The organism is Neorhizobium sp. S3-V5DH (assembly GCF_004343065.1).
Lineage (GTDB): Bacteria > Pseudomonadota > Alphaproteobacteria > Rhizobiales > Rhizobiaceae > Neorhizobium > Neorhizobium huautlense.
On the sequence record NZ_SMCL01000010.1, the window covers coordinates 41125 to 65385 of the forward strand.

19 protein-coding genes and 4 pseudogenes are annotated in these 24261 nt (G+C 58.9%); 6 read left to right on the forward strand and 17 right to left on the reverse strand.

Annotation, left to right across the window (positions count from 1 at the left end):
- Nucleotides 1–22 precede the first annotated feature (22 nt).
- A pseudogene (locus EDE09_RS28205) lies at nt 23–782 on the reverse strand (Tn3 family transposase); the annotation flags it as partial.
- On the opposite strand from EDE09_RS28205, the pseudogene EDE09_RS15375 reads away from it, so the two are divergent.
- Nucleotides 778–1556, forward strand: a pseudogene (locus tag EDE09_RS15375) (type IV secretory system conjugative DNA transfer family protein); the annotation flags it as partial. The pseudogenes EDE09_RS28205 and EDE09_RS15375 overlap by 5 nt on opposite strands.
- A gap of 154 nt (nt 1557–1710) precedes the next feature.
- Here the strand turns inward: EDE09_RS15375 and EDE09_RS15380 are convergent.
- The 8 genes and pseudogenes from EDE09_RS15380 to EDE09_RS15415 form a co-directional block, all read right to left on the reverse strand.
- Nucleotides 1711–1965 (reverse strand): annotated as a pseudogene (locus EDE09_RS15380) (aldehyde dehydrogenase family protein); the annotation flags it as partial.
- Nucleotides 1964–2346 (reverse strand): annotated as a pseudogene (locus EDE09_RS15385) (amidohydrolase); the annotation flags it as partial. The pseudogenes EDE09_RS15385 and EDE09_RS15380, both read right to left, overlap by 2 nt.
- Nucleotides 2347–2479: 133 nt before the next feature.
- Entirely contained in the window at nt 2480–4024 is a 1545-nt protein-coding gene (locus EDE09_RS15390; protein WP_132411458.1) for an ABC transporter substrate-binding protein, read from the reverse strand.
- A 24-nt stretch (nt 4025–4048) separates the two neighbouring features.
- Nucleotides 4049–4912, reverse strand: a complete 864-nt coding sequence (locus EDE09_RS15395) for a serine hydrolase (RefSeq protein WP_132411460.1) — start codon at nt 4910–4912, stop codon at nt 4049–4051.
- 1 nt (nt 4913) lies between these two features.
- Entirely contained in the window at nt 4914–6542 is a 1629-nt protein-coding gene (locus EDE09_RS15400) for an ABC transporter ATP-binding protein (RefSeq protein WP_132411462.1), read from the reverse strand.
- On the reverse strand, nt 6539–7357 hold the full coding sequence (locus tag EDE09_RS15405) for an ABC transporter permease (protein ID WP_132411464.1): 819 nt from the start codon (nt 7355–7357) through the stop codon (nt 6539–6541). The genes EDE09_RS15400 and EDE09_RS15405 overlap by 4 nt, the downstream gene beginning before the upstream one ends.
- Nucleotides 7354–8298: an ABC transporter permease gene (locus EDE09_RS15410; RefSeq protein WP_132411466.1), complete on the reverse strand. Its 945-nt coding sequence runs from the start codon at nt 8296–8298 to the stop codon at nt 7354–7356. Before EDE09_RS15410 ends, EDE09_RS15405 begins: the two co-directional genes overlap by 4 nt.
- A 528-nt stretch (nt 8299–8826) precedes the next feature.
- Nucleotides 8827–9801 carry a LysR family transcriptional regulator gene (locus EDE09_RS15415; RefSeq protein WP_207914854.1) on the reverse strand — a complete coding sequence of 325 codons (975 nt, stop codon included), beginning with the start codon at nt 9799–9801 and terminating at the stop codon, nt 8827–8829.
- 38 nt (nt 9802–9839) lie between these two features.
- Between EDE09_RS15415 and EDE09_RS15420 the strand changes: the two genes are divergently transcribed.
- Nucleotides 9840–11234 (forward strand): MmgE/PrpD family protein, encoded by a 1395-nt coding sequence (locus tag EDE09_RS15420; protein WP_132411470.1) that lies wholly within the window; start codon nt 9840–9842, stop codon nt 11232–11234.
- Between the two features lie 497 nt (nt 11235–11731).
- Here the strand turns inward: EDE09_RS15420 and EDE09_RS15425 are convergent, their stop codons facing one another.
- Nucleotides 11732–12541 carry a hypothetical protein gene (locus tag EDE09_RS15425; RefSeq protein WP_132411472.1) on the reverse strand — a complete coding sequence of 270 codons (810 nt, stop codon included), beginning with the start codon at nt 12539–12541 and terminating at the stop codon, nt 11732–11734.
- Nucleotides 12542–12852: 311 nt separating this feature from the next.
- Nucleotides 12853–13701 (reverse strand): hypothetical protein, encoded by an 849-nt coding sequence (locus EDE09_RS15430; RefSeq protein WP_132411474.1) that lies wholly within the window; start codon nt 13699–13701, stop codon nt 12853–12855.
- Nucleotides 13702–13896: 195 nt separating this feature from the next.
- Here EDE09_RS15430 and EDE09_RS15435 point away from each other — a divergent pair, with 195 nt between their 5' ends.
- The 3 genes from EDE09_RS15435 (at nt 13897) to EDE09_RS15445 (ending at nt 15954) form a co-directional block, all read left to right on the forward strand.
- Nucleotides 13897–14340 carry a hypothetical protein gene (locus EDE09_RS15435; RefSeq protein WP_132411476.1) on the forward strand — a complete coding sequence of 148 codons (444 nt, stop codon included), beginning with the start codon at nt 13897–13899 and terminating at the stop codon, nt 14338–14340.
- Between the two features lie 101 nt (nt 14341–14441).
- Nucleotides 14442–15134 carry a hypothetical protein gene (locus tag EDE09_RS15440; protein ID WP_132411478.1) on the forward strand — a complete coding sequence of 231 codons (693 nt, stop codon included), beginning with the start codon at nt 14442–14444 and terminating at the stop codon, nt 15132–15134.
- Nucleotides 15135–15192: 58 nt separating this feature from the next.
- Nucleotides 15193–15954 (forward strand): integrase, encoded by a 762-nt coding sequence (locus tag EDE09_RS15445; protein ID WP_132411480.1) that lies wholly within the window; start codon nt 15193–15195, stop codon nt 15952–15954.
- 254 nt (nt 15955–16208) lie between these two features.
- On the opposite strand, the gene EDE09_RS15450 is transcribed toward EDE09_RS15445, so the two are convergent.
- Nucleotides 16209–16487, reverse strand: coding sequence for a hypothetical protein (locus EDE09_RS15450; protein WP_132411482.1), 279 nt, complete (start codon nt 16485–16487; stop codon nt 16209–16211).
- 483 nt (nt 16488–16970) lie between these two features.
- Nucleotides 16971–17840: a hypothetical protein gene (locus EDE09_RS15455; RefSeq protein WP_132411484.1), complete on the reverse strand. Its 870-nt coding sequence runs from the start codon at nt 17838–17840 to the stop codon at nt 16971–16973.
- A 254-nt stretch (nt 17841–18094) separates the two neighbouring features.
- Here EDE09_RS15455 and EDE09_RS15460 point away from each other — a divergent pair, with 254 nt between their 5' ends.
- Nucleotides 18095–19018, forward strand: coding sequence for an SIR2 family protein (locus tag EDE09_RS15460; protein ID WP_132411486.1), 924 nt, complete (start codon nt 18095–18097; stop codon nt 19016–19018).
- Nucleotides 19019–19113: 95 nt separating this feature from the next.
- On the opposite strand, the gene EDE09_RS15465 is transcribed toward EDE09_RS15460, so the two are convergent.
- Genes EDE09_RS15465 through iolC form a run of 4 tightly spaced genes read right to left on the reverse strand, consistent with a single transcriptional unit; the run spans nt 19114 to nt 24151 of the window.
- A complete protein-coding gene (locus tag EDE09_RS15465) occupies nt 19114–19503 on the reverse strand; it encodes a tautomerase family protein (RefSeq protein WP_132411488.1) in 390 nt (129 codons plus the stop codon).
- A gap of 52 nt (nt 19504–19555) precedes the next feature.
- Nucleotides 19556–20365 (reverse strand): 5-deoxy-glucuronate isomerase, encoded by an 810-nt coding sequence (gene iolB, locus EDE09_RS15470; RefSeq protein ID WP_132411490.1) that lies wholly within the window; start codon nt 20363–20365, stop codon nt 19556–19558.
- A 28-nt stretch (nt 20366–20393) separates the two neighbouring features.
- A complete protein-coding gene (gene iolD, locus EDE09_RS15475) occupies nt 20394–22232 on the reverse strand; it encodes a 3D-(3,5/4)-trihydroxycyclohexane-1,2-dione acylhydrolase (decyclizing) (RefSeq protein WP_132411492.1) in 1839 nt (612 codons plus the stop codon).
- Complete coding sequence (iolC, locus tag EDE09_RS15480; protein ID WP_132411494.1) at nt 22229–24151, reverse strand: 5-dehydro-2-deoxygluconokinase; 1923 nt, start codon at nt 24149–24151, stop codon at nt 22229–22231. Before iolC ends, iolD begins: the two co-directional genes overlap by 4 nt.
- Nucleotides 24152–24261: the final 110 nt, after the last annotated feature.

Genomic DNA, 24261 nt, shown 5'->3' on the forward strand with positions numbered 1-24261 from the left:
TCTGACACGCTTCGGCAAGCTACTGTGTGCCGTCACCTTGGACCCCCAAACCGAGACGATCTTCTTCCTTCATCGTGACGAATGTCGACCGCGTCATCAGATGCTCGTCAATCGGCCGGAAAGATCGGCTGCTGTCGACCCAAATGTCCGCAGATCTAAGCCGGTCTCGCAAAGCCGCTAGCGTGGCGATCTCGTAGAGACGGCGATCAGGTTTCTCTTGTTCGAAGATAGGCCGTCGATCAGTTTGGCTGAGGTGGGTGAGCGGCACACGATCCGGGAGTGTCCGCCGCTTCTCGGCATAAAGCCGTTTCAGCAGCGCAATTGCCGCCAGAAGCGGGTCGTGGCGATGCGCCGAGCGAAACGTGAAGGCCTGAAGGAATGCACCAATGTATTTGTGGACGGTCGCGTATTGTTCGGCGGCCACGGTCAACGGCGGTGCCTAGTTGTCATCGACCATCGACTCAAGTTCAGGCTTCATCCGAAGCAGCCGGTCCCAGCCGACTCTTTGGTCGAGAACATCCAATGCGTTCCGACCATAGTCGTTGGCGGATTGCAGGGCGGTGATCGTATCTAGAAACATGCGCAGCGCTTTGGCGGTATTCGCTCTGCAGTCCATCTGTCGCTGCTTCTTTCGATTGTTGGCCTGCGAGAACAACTTGCCCATCAGCTTGATGAACATCGTCACCGCATCGTCCGTGAGCTTCTGGCAAAGCTTGATGACTTGAGCCACGATTAGAGCGTGGCGACGGCTGGGCGTTGAATTCGTTGGCAAGCCAGGCCGGCGGCAGGTTACCGCTGCTCTGCTTCGACGGTTCTTTTGGCTCGTCGCATGGGATCGTCTTTGCCGGTTCCGGCGGTTTCAAGACGACGTCGGTGACGATCCCGACCGCGCTCAAATGGGCGGCGGACTGGTTGTTCTCGATCCGTCGAGCGAGGTCGCGCCGATGGTCTCCGAACGTCGGCGCCAAGCTGGCCGCAAGGTGATCGTGCTCGATCCAACCGCGTCTGGTGTCGGCTTCAATGCGCTCGACTGGATCGGTCGTCACGGCAATACCAAGGAAGTAGATATCGTCGCCGTCGCCACATGGATCATGACCGACAATGCCCGCACCGCGTCCGCCCGCGACGCAGGCCGCAAATACGGCATCACGCTAACGATGATCTTCCAGCCGCTCGGGCAGATGCGCGAGGCTTATGGCGGACGTGATGCGACGAGCAAATGGTTCGAATCCGCATCCTGGATTTCGTTCTCGGCGATCAACGATCCTGATACAGCCGACTACATCTCGAAGCGATGTGGCGACATCACGGTCGAAGTGGATCAAACCAATCGCTCGTCCGGAATGAAGGGATCGTCACGATCGCGATCGAAGCAGCTCACCCGCCGGCCCTTGATCCTTCCGCATGAGGTTCTGCGCATGCGCGCCGACGAGCAGATCGTCTTCACCTCGTGTAACGCACCACTTCGATGCGGGCGCGCCGTCTGGTTCCGCCGCGAGGATATGAAGGCCTGTGTCGGAAAGAACCGGTTTTACAGGCCGGACTTGGCATTGTGAGTCTTTGTGGGGTGAGGCAAGACAGGCGTATGTAAAGTTCTGATACATGAGCCGAGTTCCTGCCAAGTATTCCAGTCTCACAAGCTCGTTCTTCTAATTCGGGTTTTGGGGCTGAGAAGTCGTTATTAGAACTTTTATTAGCCGTTTTTGCGGATTAACCGGACGCATACGCCGTCTTCACAACCTTGAAGAACTCAGCGGCGTACCTGCCCTGCTCGCGCGGGCCGAAAGAGGAGGCCTTGCGACCACCGAACGGCACATGGAAGTCGACGCCGGCAGTTGGCAGGTTGACCATCACCATGCCGGCTTCCGAGTTGCGCTTGAAATGCGTCGCATACTTCAGGCTGGTGGCAGCGATGGCGGCTGAGAGGCCGAACGGCGTGTCGTTGGCGACAGCAAGGGCTTCCTCGAGCAAGCGCCACCGCCGCCAGCAGCGATCCGACGCCAAGCAGATTGTGGCCGCAGCCGTGACCGGTTGCCCCGCCGCCTCAGGAAGTGGCTCGGAGACGCCGGCGGTCTGGCTCATTCCGGCCAGGGCATCGAATTCGCCGAGGAAAGCAATTACCGGCTTGCCGCTGCCGGCTTCGCCGATGAAGGCCGTTTCCATGCTTGCCACTCCGCGGCGCACGGCAAAGCTGTTTTCCTCGAGTGTCCTTGCCAGCAATTGCGACGAGCGCTGCTCCTCGAATTTCAGTTCCGCGAAATCCCAGATACTGTCGCTGAGCGCGATATAATCCGGCTTCATCTTTTCGATCGTCGCGGCAATAGAGCTGATCGCGTCAAGATTCATGGCATTTCCTCGCTGTCTGTCCTGCCGCCACAGGGACGTGTTGCACCGGATCCGGCAGGTCTGCCTGCCGGATCTTCTGTTGACTGTCGAAGTGGGATGGCGCGCCCGAACCATCCGGTTGCCGCAGTCAGGCTCAATCGTCGAGCGAAACTTCCCAAAGACGGGCATTCGATTGCCAGACGGGCTGGCCGTTCAGCTTCTTGGTCGCGCCCCAGACATCGACCATGTCATAGAGGAAGATGCCCGGCATTTCCTTGAGCATCAACGTGTGAAACTCGTCGAAGATCGCCTGACGCGTCGTCCGGTCGGGCTCCGCATAGGCGGCCTTCATCAGCTCGACGGCCTTCGGATCATCCCACATCAGGGACGCGTTCTTGTCCTTGTTGCCGACATAGAAGCCGTACATCAGCGCCGGATCGAGCCGCGGCGCGACCGATTGCGAGATGATCTGGTAGTTGCCGGACCGGCGGCGATCGACCTGCGTCGCGTAGTCGAGCACCTCGATCTGCACATTGAGACCCGCCTGCTGCATCATGGCCTGCGCCATCACCGCGGCCGGGAAGCTCGGCACATTGCTGCGCTTGTTGGCGATGATGGTAATCGGCTCGCCCTTATAGCCGGCCGCCGCAAGCTCTTTCTTCGCTGCCTCGATGTCGTAGGGCAGACGCTTCTTCTGGACATCGTCGAAATAGAGCGAATCTTGCGAAACCATCGAACCGTTGGCGGCGCCGGTGCCATTGGAGGCGGCCTCGACGAGCTGGTCGAGATCGAGTGCCATCGCCATGGCGCGGCGCACGCCGGGATTGCCCAGAACCTTGTCGCGCGTCTGGATGTAGAACAGGTTTTTGCCGTTGTTGCGGGCCACGATCAGCTGCATCGTGTCGCTCGTTTTGAATTCGGGAATGAGATCCGGTGAAATTTCCGCGGTATCGAGCACGCCGGACTGAAGGCCGGCTTTCACGGTCGAAGCATCGGGAATGACCATGAACTTGATGCCGTCGACGAGAGGGCGCTTGGAGCCGACCATGCCGTCGGGCTTGCCGTCATTCTCCGGCGAGACATAATCGTCGAACTCGGCGAGACGGATATATTCGCCCTTCTTCCATTCATCCCATTTGAAGGGGCCGGTGCCGATCGGCTTGATGAAGCTTCCGTCCGCGCCGACCGATTCCGGGGAGATCATCCCGGTGTAACCGCATTCGGGGCGCGACAGCAGGCCAAGGAACACCGCGGATGGCTTTTCCAGCGTGATGGTGACCGTGGAAGCATCGGCTGCCTTGACTCCGGTAACATGCACGGTGCCGCTGCCGTCAAAGTCAGGAAGGCAGGTCCATTTCGTTTCGGGCTTGAGATAGCGGTTCCAGTTCCACACGACGTCATCGGCGGTCAATGTCTTGCCGTTGTGGAATTTGACGCCGTCGCGCAATTTGAAGCTATAGGTCAGCCCGTCCGCCGAGACTTCGAAGCTCTTTGCCAGCAGCGGCTTGACCTCGCCGTTGTTGGCATAGCCGACGAGCCCTTCGACGATATGCAGGATGACGCCATCGGTATTGCCGTCGCGATTGACGCCCGGATTGTTGCTGCGCAGATCGGAGCTTTGAGCCACGACGATGTCGCGGGCGTCGACCACGCCGGTCATCGCCATCAACATGGTGCCTGCAAGAAGAAGCTTATGCATTGTTCTACCCTCTTTTTATGATCGTTAGGATTGGAATTCATCCCAGCAGGCGCGTGAAAGCCTGCCGATGGTTTCAAGCGCGACGGTGTAGCCAGGGGTGCCGTCCGGCATTTCCTGCGGCACGTCGTCGGTATAGCCGGCGATGATGTAGAAGGGGGAACCGTCGCGGTAGACGATACCGGCATTCATGCGGCCGCGCTTTCCCGTGCCGCCCTTGTGGGCGACGAGCACCCCGAATGGCAGCCGGGAGGGAATGGCATAACGCAGGATCTGGTTCTTCAGGGTTTGAAGCGCATAGGCGCTGAGCGCCTGCGAGCAGCCGAGCCGGTCGGCAGCTTCCCGCGAATCCTGCGCATCGAGGATGGTCTGCAGCAGGTAGACCTGATCACGCGCCGTCGTCGTGGTGACGGCCTTCAATGAATGATCGGGCGACAGCGCCAAGGGCGGGATGAGGAAGCGATGGTTGGTGCCGGTCATGCCGATCGACTTGCAATAGCTGTCGACCTCTTCGAGCGTCAGTCTTTCGAAGACCATCTTGGTGCAGACATTGTCGCTCAGCACCATCATGCCGGTGATGGCGTCGCGCAGCGATATGACGATTCCGGGGCTGAGATAGCGGAACATTCCGCTCGCCACTTCCTCGGCGAAGCGTTGTTCGTAGGTGATCCGTTCGTCGAGATCGAGGCGGCCTTCATGGGCGGCCTTCAAGGCTGCCATCATGATCGAGGTCTTTCGGGTGCTGGCGGAGGGCGTTTCCTCGTCCGCGCCCCTGCCGATCGTTTCACCGCTTGAAAGCGCACGCACCATGAAGCGTGTCACGAAAGGCTGGGCGTCGCAGATGGCGTTCAATCGCTCTGCGAGCTTTGCGGATTCAATCATCGTCGTCATGTCAGTTCTCCAGGCGCCATTTGAGGATCACGCCGCCCTGGGCATTGTGGTCCAGAGCGGGGATGGCCGAGAGAAGCCGTTGCGTATAGGCCTCCTTCGGGCAGTCGAAAACCGTATCGCGGTCGCCCTCCTCGATGATCCGGCCGTCCTGCATGACGACGACGCGATCGGCCACCTGTTCGACCACGCCGAGATCGTGGCTGATGAACAGGCAGGAAAAGCCGTAGCGTTTTTGCAGATCGGACAGGAGTTCGAGCACCTGCGCCCTGACGGTCACGTCAAGCGCCGAGACCGGCTCGTCGGCGATCAGGAATTTCGGCCGGCGCGCAATGGCCCGGGCAATCGCCACGCGCTGACGCTGGCCGCCGGAAAGCTCATGCGGGTAACGCTCCGCATAGTCGGCCCCAAGCCCGACTTCCTCCAGCGTCTCCAGGGCGCGCTTGCGCTTTGCCGCAGCGTCGAGATCGGGAACGAGCCGCAGCGCTTCCTCGACGAGCGCGGCGATGGTCATGCGCGGATTGAGCGAGGAATAGGGGTCCTGAAACACCATCTGGCAATTCAGCCGGTAGTCCATCCAGTCGTCGTCGCGGCTGCGTCCCTTGAACCGGATATCGCCCTCGCTCTCGCGGATCAGTCCGGCAATGGTGCGGCCGAGCGTAGTTTTGCCGGAGCCGGAACCACCGACAAGCGCCACCACTTCGCCCTCGTGGATATCGATGCTGACGCCATGCAGCGCCCGCTTCGGCGTTGCCTTCTTCATCAGCGACCGCCGGCCTGCATAGTCGACGACGATATCCCGCGCCGAGACCATCGGCGCCTTGCTCTTGTCGATCGTCCGCCTCTCTCCGCGGAACGGCAGGGAGGAAAGCAGTTTCTTTGTATAGGGACGCTTGGGTGCGTCGAGCAGATCGGCGGTGCGTCCTTCTTCGACGATCACGCCCTTTTCCATGACGACGATGCGGTTGGTGTAGCGGGCAACCATCGGCAGATCGTGACTGATCAGCAGCACGGCGGTGCCTTCCGCCTGTGTCAGTTCCACCATCAATTCCATGACGTCGCGCTGGATCACCGCGTCGAGCGCGGTCGTCGGCTCGTCGGCGATCAACAGCGCCGGTTTCAGCAGCATGACCGATGCCAGCATGATGCGCTGGCGTATGCCGCCCGAAAATTCATGCGGATAGGACGTGAGCGCCCCGGCGGGATCGCGGATCCCGACCCGGTTCAGCATATCGAGGATACGGCTCCGCCGTTCTTCCTGCGAAAATTTCGTATGCAGCCGCAAGCCTTCTTCGAGTTGGCGGCCGACGGTCATCGAGGGATTGAGCGAAGTCATCGGCTCCTGGAAGACGACACCGATTTCCGCGCCCCGCAATTGGCGCAATTGCGCGCCGTTCATGGAAAGCACGTCGCGTCCCTTGTAGGCGACGGAGCCGCCGATCACCTTGATCGGAGCCGGCAGCAGCGAGATCAGCGCGCGTGTTGCCAGCGTCTTGCCCGAGCCGCTTTCTCCGACGATGCCGAAGATCTCGCCTGCGGCAATGTCGAAGCTGACGTTCTTGACGACCTGCACACCGGTCCCCGTGACCTGCAGCGACAGGTTGCGGACATTCAAAAGCGTTTCATTGGTCATTTCAGCCCCCTCATCCGCGGATCGAGTTTGTCCCGAAGAGCGTCGCCCAGAAGATTGATACCAAGGAGCGTCAGGGCGATCGCCAGGCCCGGGAACAGACCCAGCCAGACCGCCTGCTCGATGAACGGCCGGCCGGCAGCCAGCATGTTGCCCCAGGTCGGCGCCGGTGGCGGAACACCGAGACCGAGAAAGCTGAGCGCGCTTTCCGAAAGGATCGCCCAGCCGAACATCGAGGTCGCAAGCACGGTGATCGGGGCGACGCAATTGGGAAGGATATGGCGGAACATGGTGTAGAGCTCGCCATTGCCCATCACCTTCGAGGCCTCGATGAATTCCCGCTCGCGCAGCGACAGGACGGCACCCCGGACAACGCGGGCCATCGAGGGAGAATAGGCAATGCCAAGCGCGAAGATGATGCCATATTGGTTGGCGCCGAAGACGGCGAGCAATCCAAGCGCCAGAAGGATGCCGGGAAAGGCGAGAAGCGCATTGTTGACAGCCATGATGACGGCATCGATCCAACCGCGGGCATAACCGCTGACGAGACCGATCAGCGTGCCGCAGACGGTTGCGAATGTGACCGTCAAGGTGCCGATCCAGACGCTTGCCCGGGCGCCGACGATCAGGCGGCTGAGAACGTCGCGGCCGAATTCGTCGGTTCCGAGCCAGTGGGCGCTGCTTGGCGCCGCCAGCCGTGCCGTGAAGCCGAGCTTCATCGGGTCATAGGGGGTCCAGAATAGGCCGATCGCAGCCGATGTGAGCAATGCGGCAATCAGAATGCTGCCGATGAAGCCGTTGAACGTGACGTTTTTCATTCGGCGACTACCCGCGGATCGAACAAGGGATAGAGCAGGTCAACGACCAAATTGACCAGCACATAGGAAAGCGAGACGAACAGCAGACACCCCTGGATGACCGGGTAATCGCGGGCAAAAATACTGTCGACCATCAGCCGCCCCAGGCCCGGAATGGTGAAGACCGTCTCGATGACGGCGATGCCGCCGAGCAGATTGCCCAGGATCAGACCGATGACCGTCCAGGTTGGGCCGAAGGCATTCTTGAAGGCGTGCCGCCAAAGCACGGCGCTTTCGGAAAGCCCCTTGGCCCGGGCGTGGGTAATATAGTCGAGACGCAGCACTTCCAGCGTCGAAGCGCGTGCCATGCGGATCAACACCCCCATCTCGTGAATGACCAGGGTGATGATCGGCAGCACGAGGTAAAGCAGGCCTCCGGTGACGTTGCTGCCGATCGAGACATAGCCGAGGACCGGTAACCAGCCGAGTTTCAAGCCGAAGAAAAGCAGAAGCAGGAGGCCGAGCCAGAATGTCGGGATCGACAGCAGGATCGTGGCCGTGCCGACCAGCGCCAGGTCCGTCAGACTGTTCTGCCGCCAGGCAGCGATGACACCCGCCGGCACGGCGATGAGGCTCGCAAGAAGCACGGCGACGACAACGACTTCGGCGCTGACCAGAAAGCGTGATGCGACGAGCGGCAGAACCGGCTCGTCATTGACGATCGAGCGGCCGAAATCACCCTGCACGACATTGGCGCTCCAGATCAGGAACTGTTGCGGTAGCGATTTGTCGAGGCCAAGTTCCGAGCGCATTGTCGCGACCTGGTCTGGCTCGGCCATATCACCCAGCATCAGTGCCGCCGGATCGCCGGGTATGAAGCGGATCAGCGTGAAGACAGTCACCGAAACGAGGACGATCGTCGGTAATGCCATCAGCAGGCGGTTCAGAACGAATTTTAGCATTTTTGTTCCCCGCGATGAACGGCGGAGAGTGTCCGGCGCCATCGGTTTCGTTGCCGCAGACCATGATCGAATGAAGAGATATCCGCAATCTTATGCGATTCCGTGATAAGTCTATGCGCCATGCGGGCGCATCCAAACCCGTTCCAATCGAGCCGATGTTCAGACTATTGCTTTGGTTCTTAACCACGTTGGACAGCTAAATCCGTCTATTCAAGGCATTGCTCAGAGCGTGTGCTGCAATCGGAAAAAACAATGGCACTCGCCAATCGGAATTCCGGGGTGCGCGCGGCACAAAAAAGGGCGCAGTATTCCGCGAGGATGGCCATAGCGGTCTAGGTAGAAGGGATTGCTGACCGTCACCCAGGCCTTGCGCGACGCAGGAACAGGTGGAACTGTTTGCATGCGTCTCGGTCTTAACGATTTACTTGGCGCCGGCCCGCGTGAAGGTTTGGTCGCGCGCCATGCGGTTCGGTAGTCCGCGGCGATCAGAATGGGGGGTACGTCGCTCGGGCCGTGCAAGCGCCGTCATCAAGCCCAGCCCGAAATACTTTGAAGAAAGAGGCTTGCGGCTATGGGCATTGGAAACTTTTCTCCGCTGATCAGGACGTAGGAAACCGGCAGCTCTGGTTCGAGTGGAATGAACTGCAAAGGCAGCGTCGAATATTCGCGGGCTATAATTTCGCCGACAAGCGCTATGCCGAGCCCTTGCGCCGCTAGCGCGCAGGCGCTCGCCACCGAATGCGCTTCGAGCAAGGGACGTTGGCGGATGCCGGCCTTGTAGAACAACGCCTCAAGCTCATGGCGAACCGGTCGCTCCCGGTTCAGCATGATCAGATCCTGCCCCTTGAGGTCGCCGACCGACAACTGCGAGCTGCCGGCCTTGGGGTGGTCGTTGTGCAGTGCGCAAATAACACGGGTAGACAGGATCTTTTCCTGTTTCAATCCCGGGCTCATAAGCGGCAGACGCACGAAGCCGATATCGGCCTCGCCGTCGGCGACCATCCGTTCAATTGCAAGATAGCTGCCGGAGGCGATCTCAACGCGCATGGGACCATTTGCTGCGAGAAAGTCCTTCACCAGCTTCGGAAGGCGCGTCGAGGAAAGGCTGGCGGGGAAGGCAAGCCGCAGCATGATCTCCCGCGATCGACCACTCTCCAGCTCCATCGCTGCCGCTTTTAAAGCGCGTAACCGATCGGAAATAGCGCGGATTTCCGGGCCGAGCTGTAAGCCCTCACGGGTCGGCTGAAGCCGGTTCTTTTCCCGTTCGAAAAGCCGGACGCCAAGATAGTCTTCCAGTTGCTGCAGCAAGCGGCTGGCGTTCGATTGCGAGATCCCTAGTTCGACCGAAGCGGCAATCGTCGAGCCCGTCGCGGCGATGGCGTCATAGGCTTCGATATGCTTCAGGCTGATCGCCGCACTCGTGTCTCGCGCCATTCTATCTCCAATACCGATAGCCCTACCCGCAAACTGCATAAGATTGCTGTCCGGCGGAAAGTTGAACATTTTCGCTCAGAACCAAACCCACAGAAAGACTTTCGTCAATGGCAACCCTTCTACCGCAGATCGCGGAACAGATCATGTCGCGAACCGCCTTCTCAAATCTCGCCATGAGCCGGGCACGCGATGCCGTGGTGGACACCATCGGCTGTATGATTGCGGGCAAGGACGATGAAAGCGTTGCCGCGCTTACCCGCGCCTTCGACCCAGAAATCGCCGCCGGGGGCGAAGCCCGGCTCGTCACCGGCGGCTCCGCCTCACCTTCGCTTGCCGCTCTCTTCAATGGAACGGCAGCTCATGCGCTCGATTTCGATGATAATTTTCATCCGGCGAGGGCTCATGTTTCCGCAGTGTTAGTGCCGGCACTGCTGGCGGTTTCGACCAGCGGCAAAATCACGAGCGGAAGACGGCTTCTCGAGGCATACCTAGCCGGGTTGGAAGCCCAGGCGGCAGTCGGCTTTGGTGTCAATCCCTCTCACTACAATCGAGGGTGGCATGCAACGGCGACGGTCGGCAGCATCGGGGCCGCGGCTGGCGTGGCATGGCTTCTCGGCGCCAACGAAAACGGCCTTGCCGCGGCGATGAGCCTCGCGACAAGCTTTGCGTGCGGCCTAAAGGGACAATTCGGCACGATCGCCAAACCGCTTCACGCAGGCATTGCCGCGCGCAATGCCGTCGAGGCGGCACGCATGGCGCTTGCGGGCATGAGCGGGCGGCTAGATATCCTCGAGCGGCCGCAAGGCTTTCTCGACCTTTTTGGGGGTGATGATGCTAAGGGCTGGGAAGACCTGACATTCGCCGACGAGCATATCATCGAAAGCCGGGGCGTGGTGACCAAGCGCCATCCCTGCTGCGCCTCGACCCATCGCGCAATCGACGCGCTTCTGGATCTGAAGCAGGAGCATCAGCTTTTGGCGAGCGACATTGCCAGGATCGAGACGAAGGTTGGCATATCCGCTGCCCGCAACCTGGCTTATCCCGACCCCGCTGACGAGATGCAGGCTCGCTTCTCGATGCAATATTGCCTGGCGACAGCTTTCCTCAAAGGCTCCCTCAGTCTTTCGGACTTTACCCGGCAGAACATCGAACGGCCGGAGACCCGAGAACTCATGCCGCGTATTGAAATGCAGGCCTATTCGGCGGAAGAAGAAAAAGGGGTGGAGCGCCTCGCGCACATCGTCACGGTCACGACGCGCGACGGGCGCATTTACAAAAAGTCCCGCTTGCACGCCAAGGGATCCCTCGAAGTACCGATGAGTGATCACGAACGCAAAGCTAAGTTCATCGATTGTTTAAGCTGGGCAAATAGGCGTGATTCCGAACCCTCTTTCCAACGGCTTCACGCCCTAGCGGATTTTGAAACCCTGTCCTACGACAGCGCCTTCTGCAACTTGATTTTTCAGACGGTTGCTGATCCCGATGAGTGTCAGGCGCAATAACGAAGTTGGATCGAGGGGCAGCTGCGGGAAAAAGCTCTTTCCACCGCTAAGATGAACTTGTGTGATCCTTTTCGCCTTGAAGGGATGTGAACGTAGGACCCGTAATCGAAAGTTAGTGAGACCCAAAGATTTTGACGTATAATCAGAGAGTTGTTCCAAAGGTCGCCTACAGCATGAGGCCAGCAAAGAGCTCCACACCGTTAGCCGTCTTCTTGCAGGTGGTCGTCCATCGATTTTCGCCAAGATTTGGTCGCTGTTTCTATCAGGACCATACCCTCTTGGGCGGACTTGCCGCCTACATCTTCAATGTCACAGCGAAATCTTGATGGGCTCACCGGGAGCAGTTCGAACAGCAAGATTCCCTCTTATACCATACGCGTGTACCTATAACAGCAACCGCCCCTCTGCTTCCTTGCGGAAGTAATTCTCGATATCTACCCGTGTCGGATCCGCGCAAGGCGATAGCTTTGTGCCGTAGGTCAAAGGAACCGCTCCTGTTATTGGCCTTCGCGGCTTTCGCGGATTGCCTCGATCATCGAGCGAGCAAGGGCGCAGGATCGATCGACATCGCCTTCTTCCCAGTCTGCGACGGAATAGTGGATGTTGAACCAAGGAAGCAGCGTCAATGCTCCGCGTTGCGTCTTTGACAATGGTGTCGGCGCTCGTGGGTTCTCCAAGAGAATAGTTGCCTTCTCAAGGCAGAGGATCGCTGCGGAGTAACGGCTGACTTTTGCCGCATGAGCAGAAAAACGCCCTTCGTGGGCCATCGGCGTAATCTTGTATCCGACGCCCACGTGATCATCAAAGACCGGCGCCCCCTTCCAGCCATAAAAGGCGTACCAGATGGCCCCCGAACACAGCGCGCCATGGTGCCCGCTGATCAGTGGTGAACTTTGCTCCTCGTGAAAGACACCAGGCCATTTCCCAAGATCCCGAAAATCAATCCACAGCAGGCTTGGCTTCCCGTCAGCGAACTGCGTCTCCTTTGCCTTGATCTGGCAGATCCGGCTGATCGCGTTGGTCTGCGTCGTGTCGCCGGCTTTTCCTGCATCGGGCGCGCCGAAAGGATGCCAGACGGATGCGGTAAAGTCGGCCCTTCCATTCTTGCTTTCAAAATTTGAGCGCTCGACTCCGTCTGGAGTCTCACCGCCGGCAATTCTCCGAGCCAGTTTTACCTGCTCGTCGTGCTCAAGCTTCGCCGTCACCTCGACGATGCCGGATGCGCCATCAAGGTCGAATTTGAAGTCCGGTGTCGGAGCATTTTTAACGGTCGGAATGGGCTGGATATCAAAACCGGCTTCCAGCATTGCGCCGTAGCAGCATATCTCGGCGATCGACGAGACCGCCTCTTCAAAATCCGAGGTTTGGGTGACACGTTTCAGCGTACCTGTCAGCCAGGACTTGCCCTCCTTGCCCAGGCAGATGCGGTCAACAGCCTTGTTTACAAGGAAATCCTTGGGCGAACGCGAGTAATCGACGGCACGATCAATGCATTGATGACGGACCAGGTTGGATGACGCCCCCGGGCCGGGTCAAAATAATTGTTTATTTCCGCAATCTGGCTTTTCGTCAGTAGATCGTTAAGTCCCGGCAATATGCAATCCTTTGCAAGTGTAAGCTAATTCGACGACCGATCATATCCATCGGCCAATTCGGCAAGCAGGTAATTGATATAGCTTCGCGTCAGGTTGCAGTACAAATGGGCCTCCTTAATCGAAGGAGATATTCCTGCTGCCAATTGGGTGCCGTGCCGGACGCCGCCACCACCGGGTGAAGAGAGGAACCCGTGCATTTTCGTCATCCAACCAAGAGCCTCCGACAAAACACTGCCCCGATTATTGCTACGGAGCGCCCGAATGATCTCGTTGAAATACTTCCCTTCGACAGTCCCGGTTCCGCTCTCTTGCCCTTGAAACGCAGTCGAAACCGTCTCCAGCAACCAGAGAATTTCCTGGACAGCCTGCCGTGGCCGCTGTTCGAGCAAAAGCCGATCCGCCTCATCAAGAGATGTGTGTATTAGCTCGGTTGCTCGCTCGCCGACTGATTTTTGCGGTGTCTGAACCGCGACGGGCGTTTGTGGATTTCGAGCAAGCAACGATGGAGGGCGTACCTCGAAGGGAAGCCCATGCTCGAACAATATTCTGTTGACTACATCCGCATCCGGGAGGCCGATGCCGGGATGCTCCACATTGATCTGCTCACAACCGTCCCAAAAGGCAGAAATGAAGGTTGCCGCATTGCTGGAGGCTGCGACCATATAGTTCTGCAGATCGCTGATTGCCCAGCTCTCGCTCGAACTCGCCGAGTAGCCACCGCTAAACTTTGCCTTGAACAGTTCAAATATATCCCATGACGATCCGCTTTGGCTGGCAATAGCATGGACCAGCGAATTGAAGGCGTTCACGGCCTCGATTTCCATAGCCCCAGGGGAGCCAAACCGCCACGCCGTCGGCATACTCAAGCCCATCTTGCCGCCACCTCGCTTGGCCCATCAAAAAAATGCTTCGGCTCATGACACAACCTTGCATGTTGCCAATGAATACAATTAATTGATGCATACTGTAACCATATTACGCCGACAGGCCAGAGACCACCCGGAATTTTTATGGCAATACTTGACCCTCGCCTTTTCGATCTCTTCGAAACACTAAGATCGTCGCAATTGGACTGGCTGATTTTTGAGCTTATGGAAGGCATCCAGGCAGGAAAGCATCCCAGCGAATCTCCTGACGCCCTCGCTCAGGCACGTCGCGATGTTCGATCCGACAGATCGCCCGAGTTTGATTTCGGCCCTACAACCGAAGCGGTTCCGATTTCAGGTGACGACCAGATCGAATGGGCAGTTGAATACGTCGCGAATCGCCTGGACGCCACGCTTGCAGAGCTTGGCAGAGCGGCCGCCAATCTCGACATAATCGTCAACGGGAACCCATCGAAAGCCACAAGCACTGCCAAGCAGGGGCCGCAAGAGGTTATGATAGAGCTCGCCGACGGCGACGGGTCGCGCAAGCTCGAGCGCAATGACATTGTCGCGGCGTCGACCGAACTGCCGGGTCTTCGCAAAGAGCTCGAGGCCTGGTCCGCCCAAGTTCGTGGGCAGGTGTAGTCATGATCCCAAGCGTCTCCGCCGCCCTTAGTGCCATCGTAGGAAGGGCGACTACACTTGCGAACGCTTCTGGCGCAGGCAGAGCGTTTGAACTCTTCGTCATGACAGAAGTGGCGCTTGGTCTGCGAACCAGCGGCTTTTCCGTTTGGTTACAACGCTCGGATGGCACCACAATCCTGCCCACTGACCCGAACCGTCGGTTCATCCAACGCGGCGGCGCGCCAACGGGCGTCGCTCCAGCCGCAGCAGGTCCGAACAACGCCAGCGTGATCGGCTTCCGTTGGAGAACACGCCCGGCCTGGGAAATCTGGAATGGGATCCAGTTCTATGGACGCAGCCGGGCGATGCACGAAATCGACGTTGCAATCGTGCCTCAAAGCGTAGGCGCGGATCTTCGCCTTTCAGGCGGAAGCCCCATTGGCCGTCCTCGCGTGGCGATAGAATGCAAGGACGTAGGGACCGACGGAAGCCTTGACGAAATGCGTGCTCTGGTCGCACGCCTGTATGATGTGACCTTGCTCCACGCCCACCATCGCCATCTGCCTTTTCCTTCCGTCCAGGCAATCCATCCTGGATCGGCGCCGAGTTCCAAAGACCGGGCCGTCGTTACCTATTGGCAGGAAAACAGAAGAACAAAGAATATATTGGCAAGGAGGACAGGTTTTGTTGCCGGCACGATACCGCTCGCGAGTTATCACCACATAGAATCTCATGCCAACATCACCGTCGGGAGCCCGGCAGTCACCGACCTTGTTGATTCCGTGGTCGAATGGGCGCGTCGCAATGCCAGATGAGGTTTGCAGCCGGCAATCCGAGGCGCTGATCCTGCTTTACACCCGATATCGAGGAGAAGTGGATGCCACGGCGGTCGACGGCAACTGGATGCCTTATCGCTGGTGGCAGCTCCCGGATCCACTAAGCGGACGTTGGATGGCATATGCCGAAATGTTGCATGAATTCTCGTCGGAACTTGCCAACATCATCAACGACCTTACAACCAATGTACATCGGCTTCGAGCCTGGGACAGAACTGTCTCTCCGCTCTCGATTGACGAGAAGCTTGCTGCGACCCATGAGTTCATCGACATTCTGGGCACGGTCGCGTTGGGGCAGCCCTATGCGATCAAATCACGCTTCGCCTATGCCGCGGCGCACCTTTGCCACCAAGCCAACCGGGCGAAAGTGGCCGGCGCCTGGAAGGACGAATTTCCGCAGAAAGAAACACTTTACTTGAACGAGATAGAGCCATTTTGCCGTGGCTGGAAGACATATCGGTCATTCAAGCGGAGAGTGGAACCTATAGCAGGAAAACGGTTCAAGGAAACTTCCGACGATTTTCGCAACGCCTACAATCATCGATTTTCCTCAAGGCTCGTGCTTGGGATGACCTCAATCACTTCCCGGTTCAAAAACGAAGATGGCGCGATAGGATATGCTTTTGGTGGAAAGCCAGCGCTTGCCCTGGCAGATATCGCAGATCTCCTCTTAACGGAACGCGATCTCTGCTACGCGGCTTTCGAGGGATTTCAGGCGCTGATCGGCGAGCAGACGACCGCTATCTCTAATTTCCAGGCCGCAGAGCAGTCACCTGAAAATTCCAACCGCGCGAGATGAGCGTGATCCTTTACCTCACGCCTCGCCGGCTACGCTCGACCATCGTTGGCGCCGGCGTTGGCCGACCAAAGTCTTTCATCCCGGTTTTCGGGCCATGATCGGCCCGTGAGCACCCCAGGAAGGTGGTCGCGCGATCACGATGCTGCGAAATGAGTGTTGTGGTGACGCGGTTGGCAGCAGTTGAGGAGCCCATGGGGGCTGCATAACGGAAAGGCCCGCCACCGGAATGTGGCGGGCCTTTTGCGACAGGGCTCTCATTGATCTGCAACCGGGATACCGACCGCAGCAAGCGCAGCCTCGAGCACCGCACATTCCCAACCGATCATCCGGATCACTCCAGCGTTGGTCGTCGAACAATCAAGTTGGCGGTCCCGGCGAGGGCCAATAAGCTCGGCCATGCAGGTACCATCCAACTCCACGCGTACTCGGGCCTCCACCTCTTCGGCGAACCAGCCGACGAAGTAGAGAGAACTCCGGAGCTCCGCCTCCGTTTTTGGGAGGGGGATTCCGGTAAGATCGTCGAACTTGAGCATTTACTCTCCAATGTGCGGTCGACGGCCCGCCACTGGTTAGTAGTTTCCAGATTGCCAAGGTTGCCGTCGGCAACCGCCGCAATGTCGAGAATGACAAGGCGTGCAAGCTGAAACACCATCTCCAGCGAGAGTAAGCGCTATCAATGACAGTCCCCTGTCACGGATGAAACCGCTGTCGCACGTTTCGCAACCGTGTCCTAGCGCTGTCTCAATTTGCAACTAACAGCGAATAAACATTTGGATCGACTGGCTCATTTTGCGACATCTCGAACCCCGCTCTTTCGCCCTGTCGACCCGGCTCGCAGCGGCTGCAAGACGATCTCCGGTCCACGGCCAAGCGTATCATGCCCATAGTGAAGTTTAGTTTTCACTGATCTCGCGAATGGGAATTCGGTAAGTGGGGCAAAATCGGTGGGAGTGCCTAGGCGGAACCCTCGGTTCCTCCTACATTTACGATTATCCGCTCTGCGACTCATCTCCGCGTCAGTATTCGCTTTCGACGCCCATTTCCGCCAGAAGCAACCGCTCCTGTTCTGCCTCCAAGGCAGATCGAGCCACCTCTGTCGCCTTCATGTCCAGCGAATAGAGTGGCATCTGCCAACGCCCAAACAGGTCGCGAGCATTCTCCGGTGTCGCGCTCTCCGATGCCATTTTTCTTCCGACCAATTGCGTCAGCGTTGCTTCGATCAATCGGTCGTTTTCCTGCGCCGGCGTCTCATCTCGAAAATCGACCTCACTCCAAATGGACGAAATCAGTTCCAGGCCGCCGACTGTAAATGCACCAAACGAGCAAAGCGCTTCCGCGACAACAAGGGCATCGGGCTTGGGATTGTAAAAGCCGACGTAGGCAGACGGCGCAACCCATTGCAGGCTGCCATCACCCAAGGCTTCAATGTCGGCATAAAGCCTCGCTTCTCGACGATAAATGAGATCGTTTGGTACGATAAATTCTCTCATATTGCCTTCGACATAATGGGTCACACGACGCCGATCGATGATCCCGCGAAGTTCCTTTAAATCGACCGGGCGCCACTGGCAGGCCTCGGCATAAAGAAGACGTGCCAGATGATCGTAATACCACCCCATCAACACGCCGATGCGCCTCGAAACCTCTTTTTTTAGGCACCGTATGATGTCCATGAGGATGAGTATCTTGGCAGCTTCCTCTTCGGCGTGCCCTTTAAGCAGCATGGATTCTCGCGGCATTTGCGAAACCACTTCGGATGCCGCGTATAGTCCCTGCGCGCTCTGCAGGAGGATCGGCAATCCCTCCGCGATGAACGCCAGGCGCTCGGCAAAAGGCAGGTTAACGATCTTTCGAGCCTGCCGTAATCCGATATCAATTCTTGCCATCGATCACCCCTCACCTGCTCATCCGACAGTAACGGTGGAATAGTCTGCGCGCCGTTCTTTCGCGATAGGCCTCACGCTATTGAATAGATTATACAAGGTCGAGAATCGCGCGAAAGAGGAGCGTAGCTATTCCACCCATTCCGACGATTTCCGCGGGAGCTTTCTCGACTGCTTTCGCCTTGAGACCGAACCTGGTCGCATGGTTCTTGGGCGCTGGCGCATCGGCGGCTTCCGGAATTCCGACCGGTTACGCGATGATCCGCGATTTCAAAGCGCAGATTTTCTGCCGCGAGAACAAGCTTTCGAAGCGGGAAATCGACACCGGCGATCCGGTCTGGATCGACCGAATCGACGCTTTTTTCCGCCGTACGTCCCTACTCCCGCCGGACGGAGATCCGACGGAATATGCTGCAGCCTTCGAAGCGGTCTATCCGCAGGCGCGCCATCGCAGGCAGTATATTGACGACGCGATCTCGAAGGGTTCTCCAAGTTTCGGCCAGAAGGTCTTGGCGAGCCTCATTGCCGGCGGCAAGACAGATTGCGTGTTCACCACGAACTTCGATCCGCTGATCGAGGACGCGACCCTATCGGCAAACGCGCTGCGTCCAGTTGCGATGCAGCGTAGGCCAACGGTGACCGGGATCGATTCCGCCGAACGGGCGCTGCGCTGTCTCAATGAGTCGGACTGGCCGCTTGTTGCAAAACTCCACGGTGACTATCAGGAGATATCCATCAAGAACACCGGCTCGGAACTGGAGAAACAAGACGAGCGCATGCGGCACGTACTGGTGGAGGCCAGTAAAAGATTCGGCATGATATTCGTCGGATATAGCGGGCGCGATGCTTCCGTCATGGACGCGTTGTCGTCGGTGCTGACCGAGCGCTCGCCGTTTCCCAATGGGCTTTACTGGATGACATCATCCGCGTCCCGTCTGCTGCCGGCTGTGACGGAATTCTTGACGAAGGCGCACACAGCAGGTGTCGACGTCGCCATTGTCGAGTGCGCAACCTTCGACGAGCTTGCGGCGGACGTCATTAGGACGGTAGACCTCCCGAGCGAACTGCACGACCATATCATGAAGGCACGGCCCAACTCACAGCTGATTCCGGTCACCATACCCACATCCGAGGCCCGGGCTTTTCCTGTCTTGCGATACTCCGGCCCATCGAGGCGATGATGCCGAAAAGTGTAGACGGCTTTCGGACGGCATCGCCCCTAAACATTTTAACAGGATTCATATCCAAGGCCGGGATGGCCTAAAATCATCCTGTTCTAGAGTTCGCCGGTCAGGAACTGCGCGCGGCCGTAGCCGAACGACCAGTCCTCATCACTGTTCTCGGTGAAACTGATCATCAGGTCGGAGGCCGGCACGTCACATTTTTCCTCCAATACCGAACATAAGTTTTCGTAGAAGGCGAGCTTCGCCTCCCTGCCACGTGGCCGGGAGATGACCTCCACGAGAACGAATTTCTCGCTTCGCTCTATGTGCAGCCCAGTATCGAGAGCTTGCATGCAGGGATGGTGATATTCCGAGACGAGCTGGTAACGATCGTCTTGCGGCACGCCAAATGACCGGACCATGGCTTCATGCGCCACGTCGAGCAGCAATTTTACCTCTTCCGGCGACCGGGTCTTGTAGAGATGAAACTTCAGAAGTGGCATGACATTCTCCGTGTAGCGACTGCCGGCCATAGGCGAAACAGCCCGTGACCGGTCATTTCGCGTCGCGCTCGATGATCCATTCGACCTCCGGTGCGGGTATGAAGCGCCACCTGCGCAGCGGCCCCGCCATTACATTGAGGTAGTACATTTCGAAGCCATAAGGGGCGCCGCAGGGATGATGGCCGCGCGGCACGAGCACGACGTCGTGGTCTTTCACCGCCATGGTTTCGTCGAGGAGCCCATCATCCGTATAGACGCGTTGAATTCCGAATCCGGAGGCCGGGTTAAGGCGATGATAATAGGTCTCCTCGAGATAGGTGATCCTGGGAAAATCATCCTCGTCATGCCTGTGGCTCGGATAGGAAGACCAGTGGCCTGCCGGCGTGAATACCTCAGTTACCAGAAGGCTGTCGCAATAATCGTCAGCCTCCATGGCGATGTTGTTTATATGCCGGGTATTCGTCCCCTGCCCGCGCGCCGTCAGGCAAATTCCGTCCGGACCGATCCGCCGCATCGCGTGGCCATCCGTGCCCGGCGCGGAGCAAACGGCGATTATGCACTCGGTTTCGGCGACGGCGCCCCAGTCCGTGCCATTCGGCACATAGAGGCAATGCGGCGGCGTCTTTTCGAAGACGTTCATGCGTTCGCCGAGGACACCCCAGTCCTGGCCGCCGGCCTGGAATGTGGCCTTGCCCTCGACCACGACGAGGATGACTTCGCGGTCACCTGTCGCCTCGCCCGCGGCTTCGCCCGGCCGCAGCCGGTAAAGCGAAAAGCCGACATAGCGCCAGCCCGCCGATTGCGGGGTGATTTCGTGAACCTTCCCATGCGTGCCGAAAGGCTTACGTTGCAAATCGGGCATTCCCCGTCCTCCCATTGGCCGATGCCGATCAGTCGAACACACGCTGATCGGCTGCGTTTCGGTTATACCGTTCGCGCGCCTGTTCGAGACGCTCCGGCCCGCCGGTCTGCGGCACGGCGACATCCCACCAGTGGCCGCCGGCATCGACGCCCGGAACGGCGTCGGTATCGATGACGAGGACTGTGGGAATATTCCGGCCGCGCGCTTCGACGATCTTCTTCTCGAGATCGGCTATGCCGGCGACCTTTTCCGCGTGTGCTCCCATAGAGCGGGCGTGCCCGACAAAATCGATCTCAGGCTGAACCTCGACGTTGGAATCCTTGTACATGTTGTTGAACTCGGCGCCGCCGCACTCGATCTGCAGACGGTTGATGCAGCCATAGCCGCGATTGTCGGTGAGAACGACGGTGAACGGCACCCGCCGCATGACGGCCGTCGCCAATTCCGAGTTCGCCATCATGTAGGAGCCATCGCCGACGAAGCAGATGACCTCCTTTGCCGGTGCCGCGAGCTTGATGCCCATGGCGCCGGCGACTTCGTAGCCCATGCATGAAAAACCATATTCCATGTGATATCCGCCCTTGGCGGATTGCCATAGGATCTGGAGGGCGCCGGGCATGGTGCCGGCGGCGCACATGACGACCGTCTTCTCCGTCGCGACCCGCTGGACTGCACCGATTACCTCGGAATCCGTGGGAAGATGATTGCCGAGTTCCGGCAGCGGCGCCGCTGTGACCGATTTCACCCGCTGATGCCAATCGCTGCGGGATCTGGCATCGAATGCCGGCGCCTTGTGATCTCCGAGCAGCGAAGAAAGCTTTTCAAGCGTCGCCTTCGCGTCGCCGACAACCGGGGCGGCGCCGTGTTTGGCGGCATCGTAACCATGGAGATTGATGGAAACGAGTTTTCGCTTCTCATTCTTGAACAGCGCCCAGGATCCGGTCGTGAAATCCTGAAACCGCGTGCCGACGCCGATGATGAGGTCGGCTTGTGCGCAGAGCCGGTTAGCGCATTCGGAGCCGGTCACCCCGGGCGACCCGAAATTGAACGCATTCTCCCATGCATTCGCGCCCTTACCGGCTTGGGTCTCGACGAAGGGAATATTGTGCCGTTCCGCGAAGGCGGCCAGCGTATCCTCAGCATCGGAATAGATCACACCGCCACCCGATATGATAACCGGCTGTATCGCTGCGCGGATCATGACGACTACGTCTTCGATCTCGCGGGGATCGGGTTCCGGGCGGCGGATGCGCCATACCTTGGGCTCGAAGAAGCTCTCCGGATAGTCATGGGTGTCGGCTTGCACATCCTGGCAGAAGGCGAGGCAGACCGGTCCGCAATTGGCCGGATCGGTCATGACCGAGAGCGCCCGCGGCAGTGCGCTCAGGAGATGTTCCGGTCGGGAGATCCGATCGAAATAGCGCACCACGGGACGGAAGGCGTCGTTGGCGCTGACCGTGCCATCATCAAAGTCTTCGATTTGCTGCAAAACTGGTTCGGGGCGGCGGTTGGCGAAGACGTCTCCTGGAATGAAGAGAACCGGCAAGCGGTTCACATGTGCAAGCGCTGCCGCCGTCACCATGTTCGTCGCGCCCGGGCCGATGGAAGACGTCACCGCATGGGCTCGCTTGCGCCGCTTCGTCTTGGCATAGGCGATCGCCGCATGCGCCATGGTCTGCTCATTCTGGCCGCGCCAGGTCGGCAATGCCTCGCCGATCCCGTGCAACGCTTCGCCCATGCCGGCGACGTTGCCGTGGCCGAAGATCGCCCAGACGCCTTCGATGAAGCGCTCTCCGTCTTCCGTCATTTGAACGGAAAGCCATTTTACCAGTGCCTGTGCGGCGGTAAGCTTGATTGTCTTTGTCATGCTGCCTTCTCCCGCGCGGTTGACCGCGACTTGTCCCAGATCGACGCCAGGCGCTCATAGCGCTTCGCCATTTCTTCAACCGCCGCTGCGTCGTCCAATTCGCCCTTCATCCAGGCGCGCGCGGCGTCGCCAAAGATGGTTCTGCCGACGGCAAAGCCACGGACCAGATCAAAGCTTGCGGCAACCTCAAAACTCGCGGCGAGTTCCGCCTCTGGCGCATCGAGGCCGAGAACGACGATTCCGCGAGTGTGGCGGTCATTCCTTTCGATTGCGGCGATCGTCTTCGACCACGCCGTCGCCGTCGTCATCGGTTCAAGCTTCCACCAGTCGGGGAATACGCCAATATCGTAAAACTGCTGGATCAGGATTGCCGAGGTGTCATCATTGACCGCGCCGACCTTTGACGGGATGATTTCCAGCAGAAATTCCAAATTGCTGCGACGCGACGCTTCGAAGAGGCGCTTGACGGTCGTCTCCTGATCCGCTCGGATTTCGGCATTATCGTCCGGATGGCAGAAGCACAGGACCTTGACGACGTTTTCGCGTGCCCATTCGCCAAGGCCGCCGTAGTCGCTGCCGAGCTCCGGTTCTAGCGTCAGCGGCCGGGAGCCCGGCCACTCACAAGGCCGTCCGATCCATAGGCCGGTCCCCGAGGCGGCATGCAGTGCTTTCCTACCGATCCTGTTGTCGCAGAGTATCCCGTAGCCTGGCCGACCGGCCTGGACTTGCACGGCCGCCTCGAGGCAAAGCTCCTTGAAAGCACCGCCCTTTTCGAGAGTGTAGCCCGGCATCTGTTCGAGTTGGATGCGGTGATCGAAGGCGAAGATGCGGTAATCCCCCTGATCGTCACCGTGAATACGATGACGATTGGTCGACCAATGCATCTGTTCGAGGGCGAGGTCGTTTCTGAGGTCAGCGCGTTCGATACCGCGCTTGAGGAAGAATTCCAGTTCTTCAAGCGAAGGATAAGCGGGTGTGCAGCCGTGACGCGACACGGCGAAAGCGCCGCAGGCATTGGCGTATTTCAATGAGGTCGGCCAGTCCTTGCCATCGAGCCAACCCTTGAGAAGGCCTGCGAAGAAACCGTCTCCGGCACCGAGGACATTAAAGACTTCGATCGGGAAACCCTCTCCGGAAACGCCGTCATCAAGATTGTCAGGTATGTCGCGCTCAAAGGCCACCGCACCTTTGGCTCCGCGCTTGCAGATCAAAGTCGCTGCCGAGGCGGCACGAACAGCCCTTAGAGCCGCTACCGTGTCCGTCGTGCCGCCGGCGATTTGGAATTCCTCCTCAGTCCCAACGATGAGGTCGAAGGAATGCAGCGTCGACTGGAGCTTTCCGGTCACCTCGCGGCTTGCGACAAAACGGCTTTCGCCATCACCATGGCCCGCTACGCCCCAAAGGTTGGGGCGATAGTCGATATCAAGCGCTACTTTGACCCCGCTAGCACGGGCAAATCCGAGCGCCTTCTTGACGGCTGCCTCCGTACGGGGGTTCGACAAATGCGTGCCGGTTACGACAACTGCACGCGCCGAGGCGATGTATTCCTGGCGGATATCGTCTTCGCAGAGCGCCATGTCGGCGCAGTTCTCGCGATAGAAGATCAGCGGGAACGTGTCCTCGTCGCGAATTCCGAGCAGCACGAGCGCCGTCAGCCGCTTGGGATCGGTGACGACACCGCCGACATCGACGCCCTCGCGGACCAGCTGTTCGCGAATGAAGCGGCCCATGTGCTCATCGCCGACCCGCGTGATCAGGCCGGATTTCAGGCCGAGGCGAGCTGCGCCACAGGCGATATTGGTCGGTGAGCCGCCGATATACTTATTGAACGAGCCCATGTCTTCGAGCCGGCCGCCGACCTGAAGGCCGTAGAGATCGACCGATGAGCGGCCGATAGTGATGACGTCAAGAGCTTTCATAGCCAACCTCCAGGTAGGGCGTTGAGAGCCGAAGCAGAGAGATGAGTTCTGCCGGCGATCGAGGGGGATGCCGATGGTCGCAAGACCGTGTTCCGGCCAAAAAACGGTGT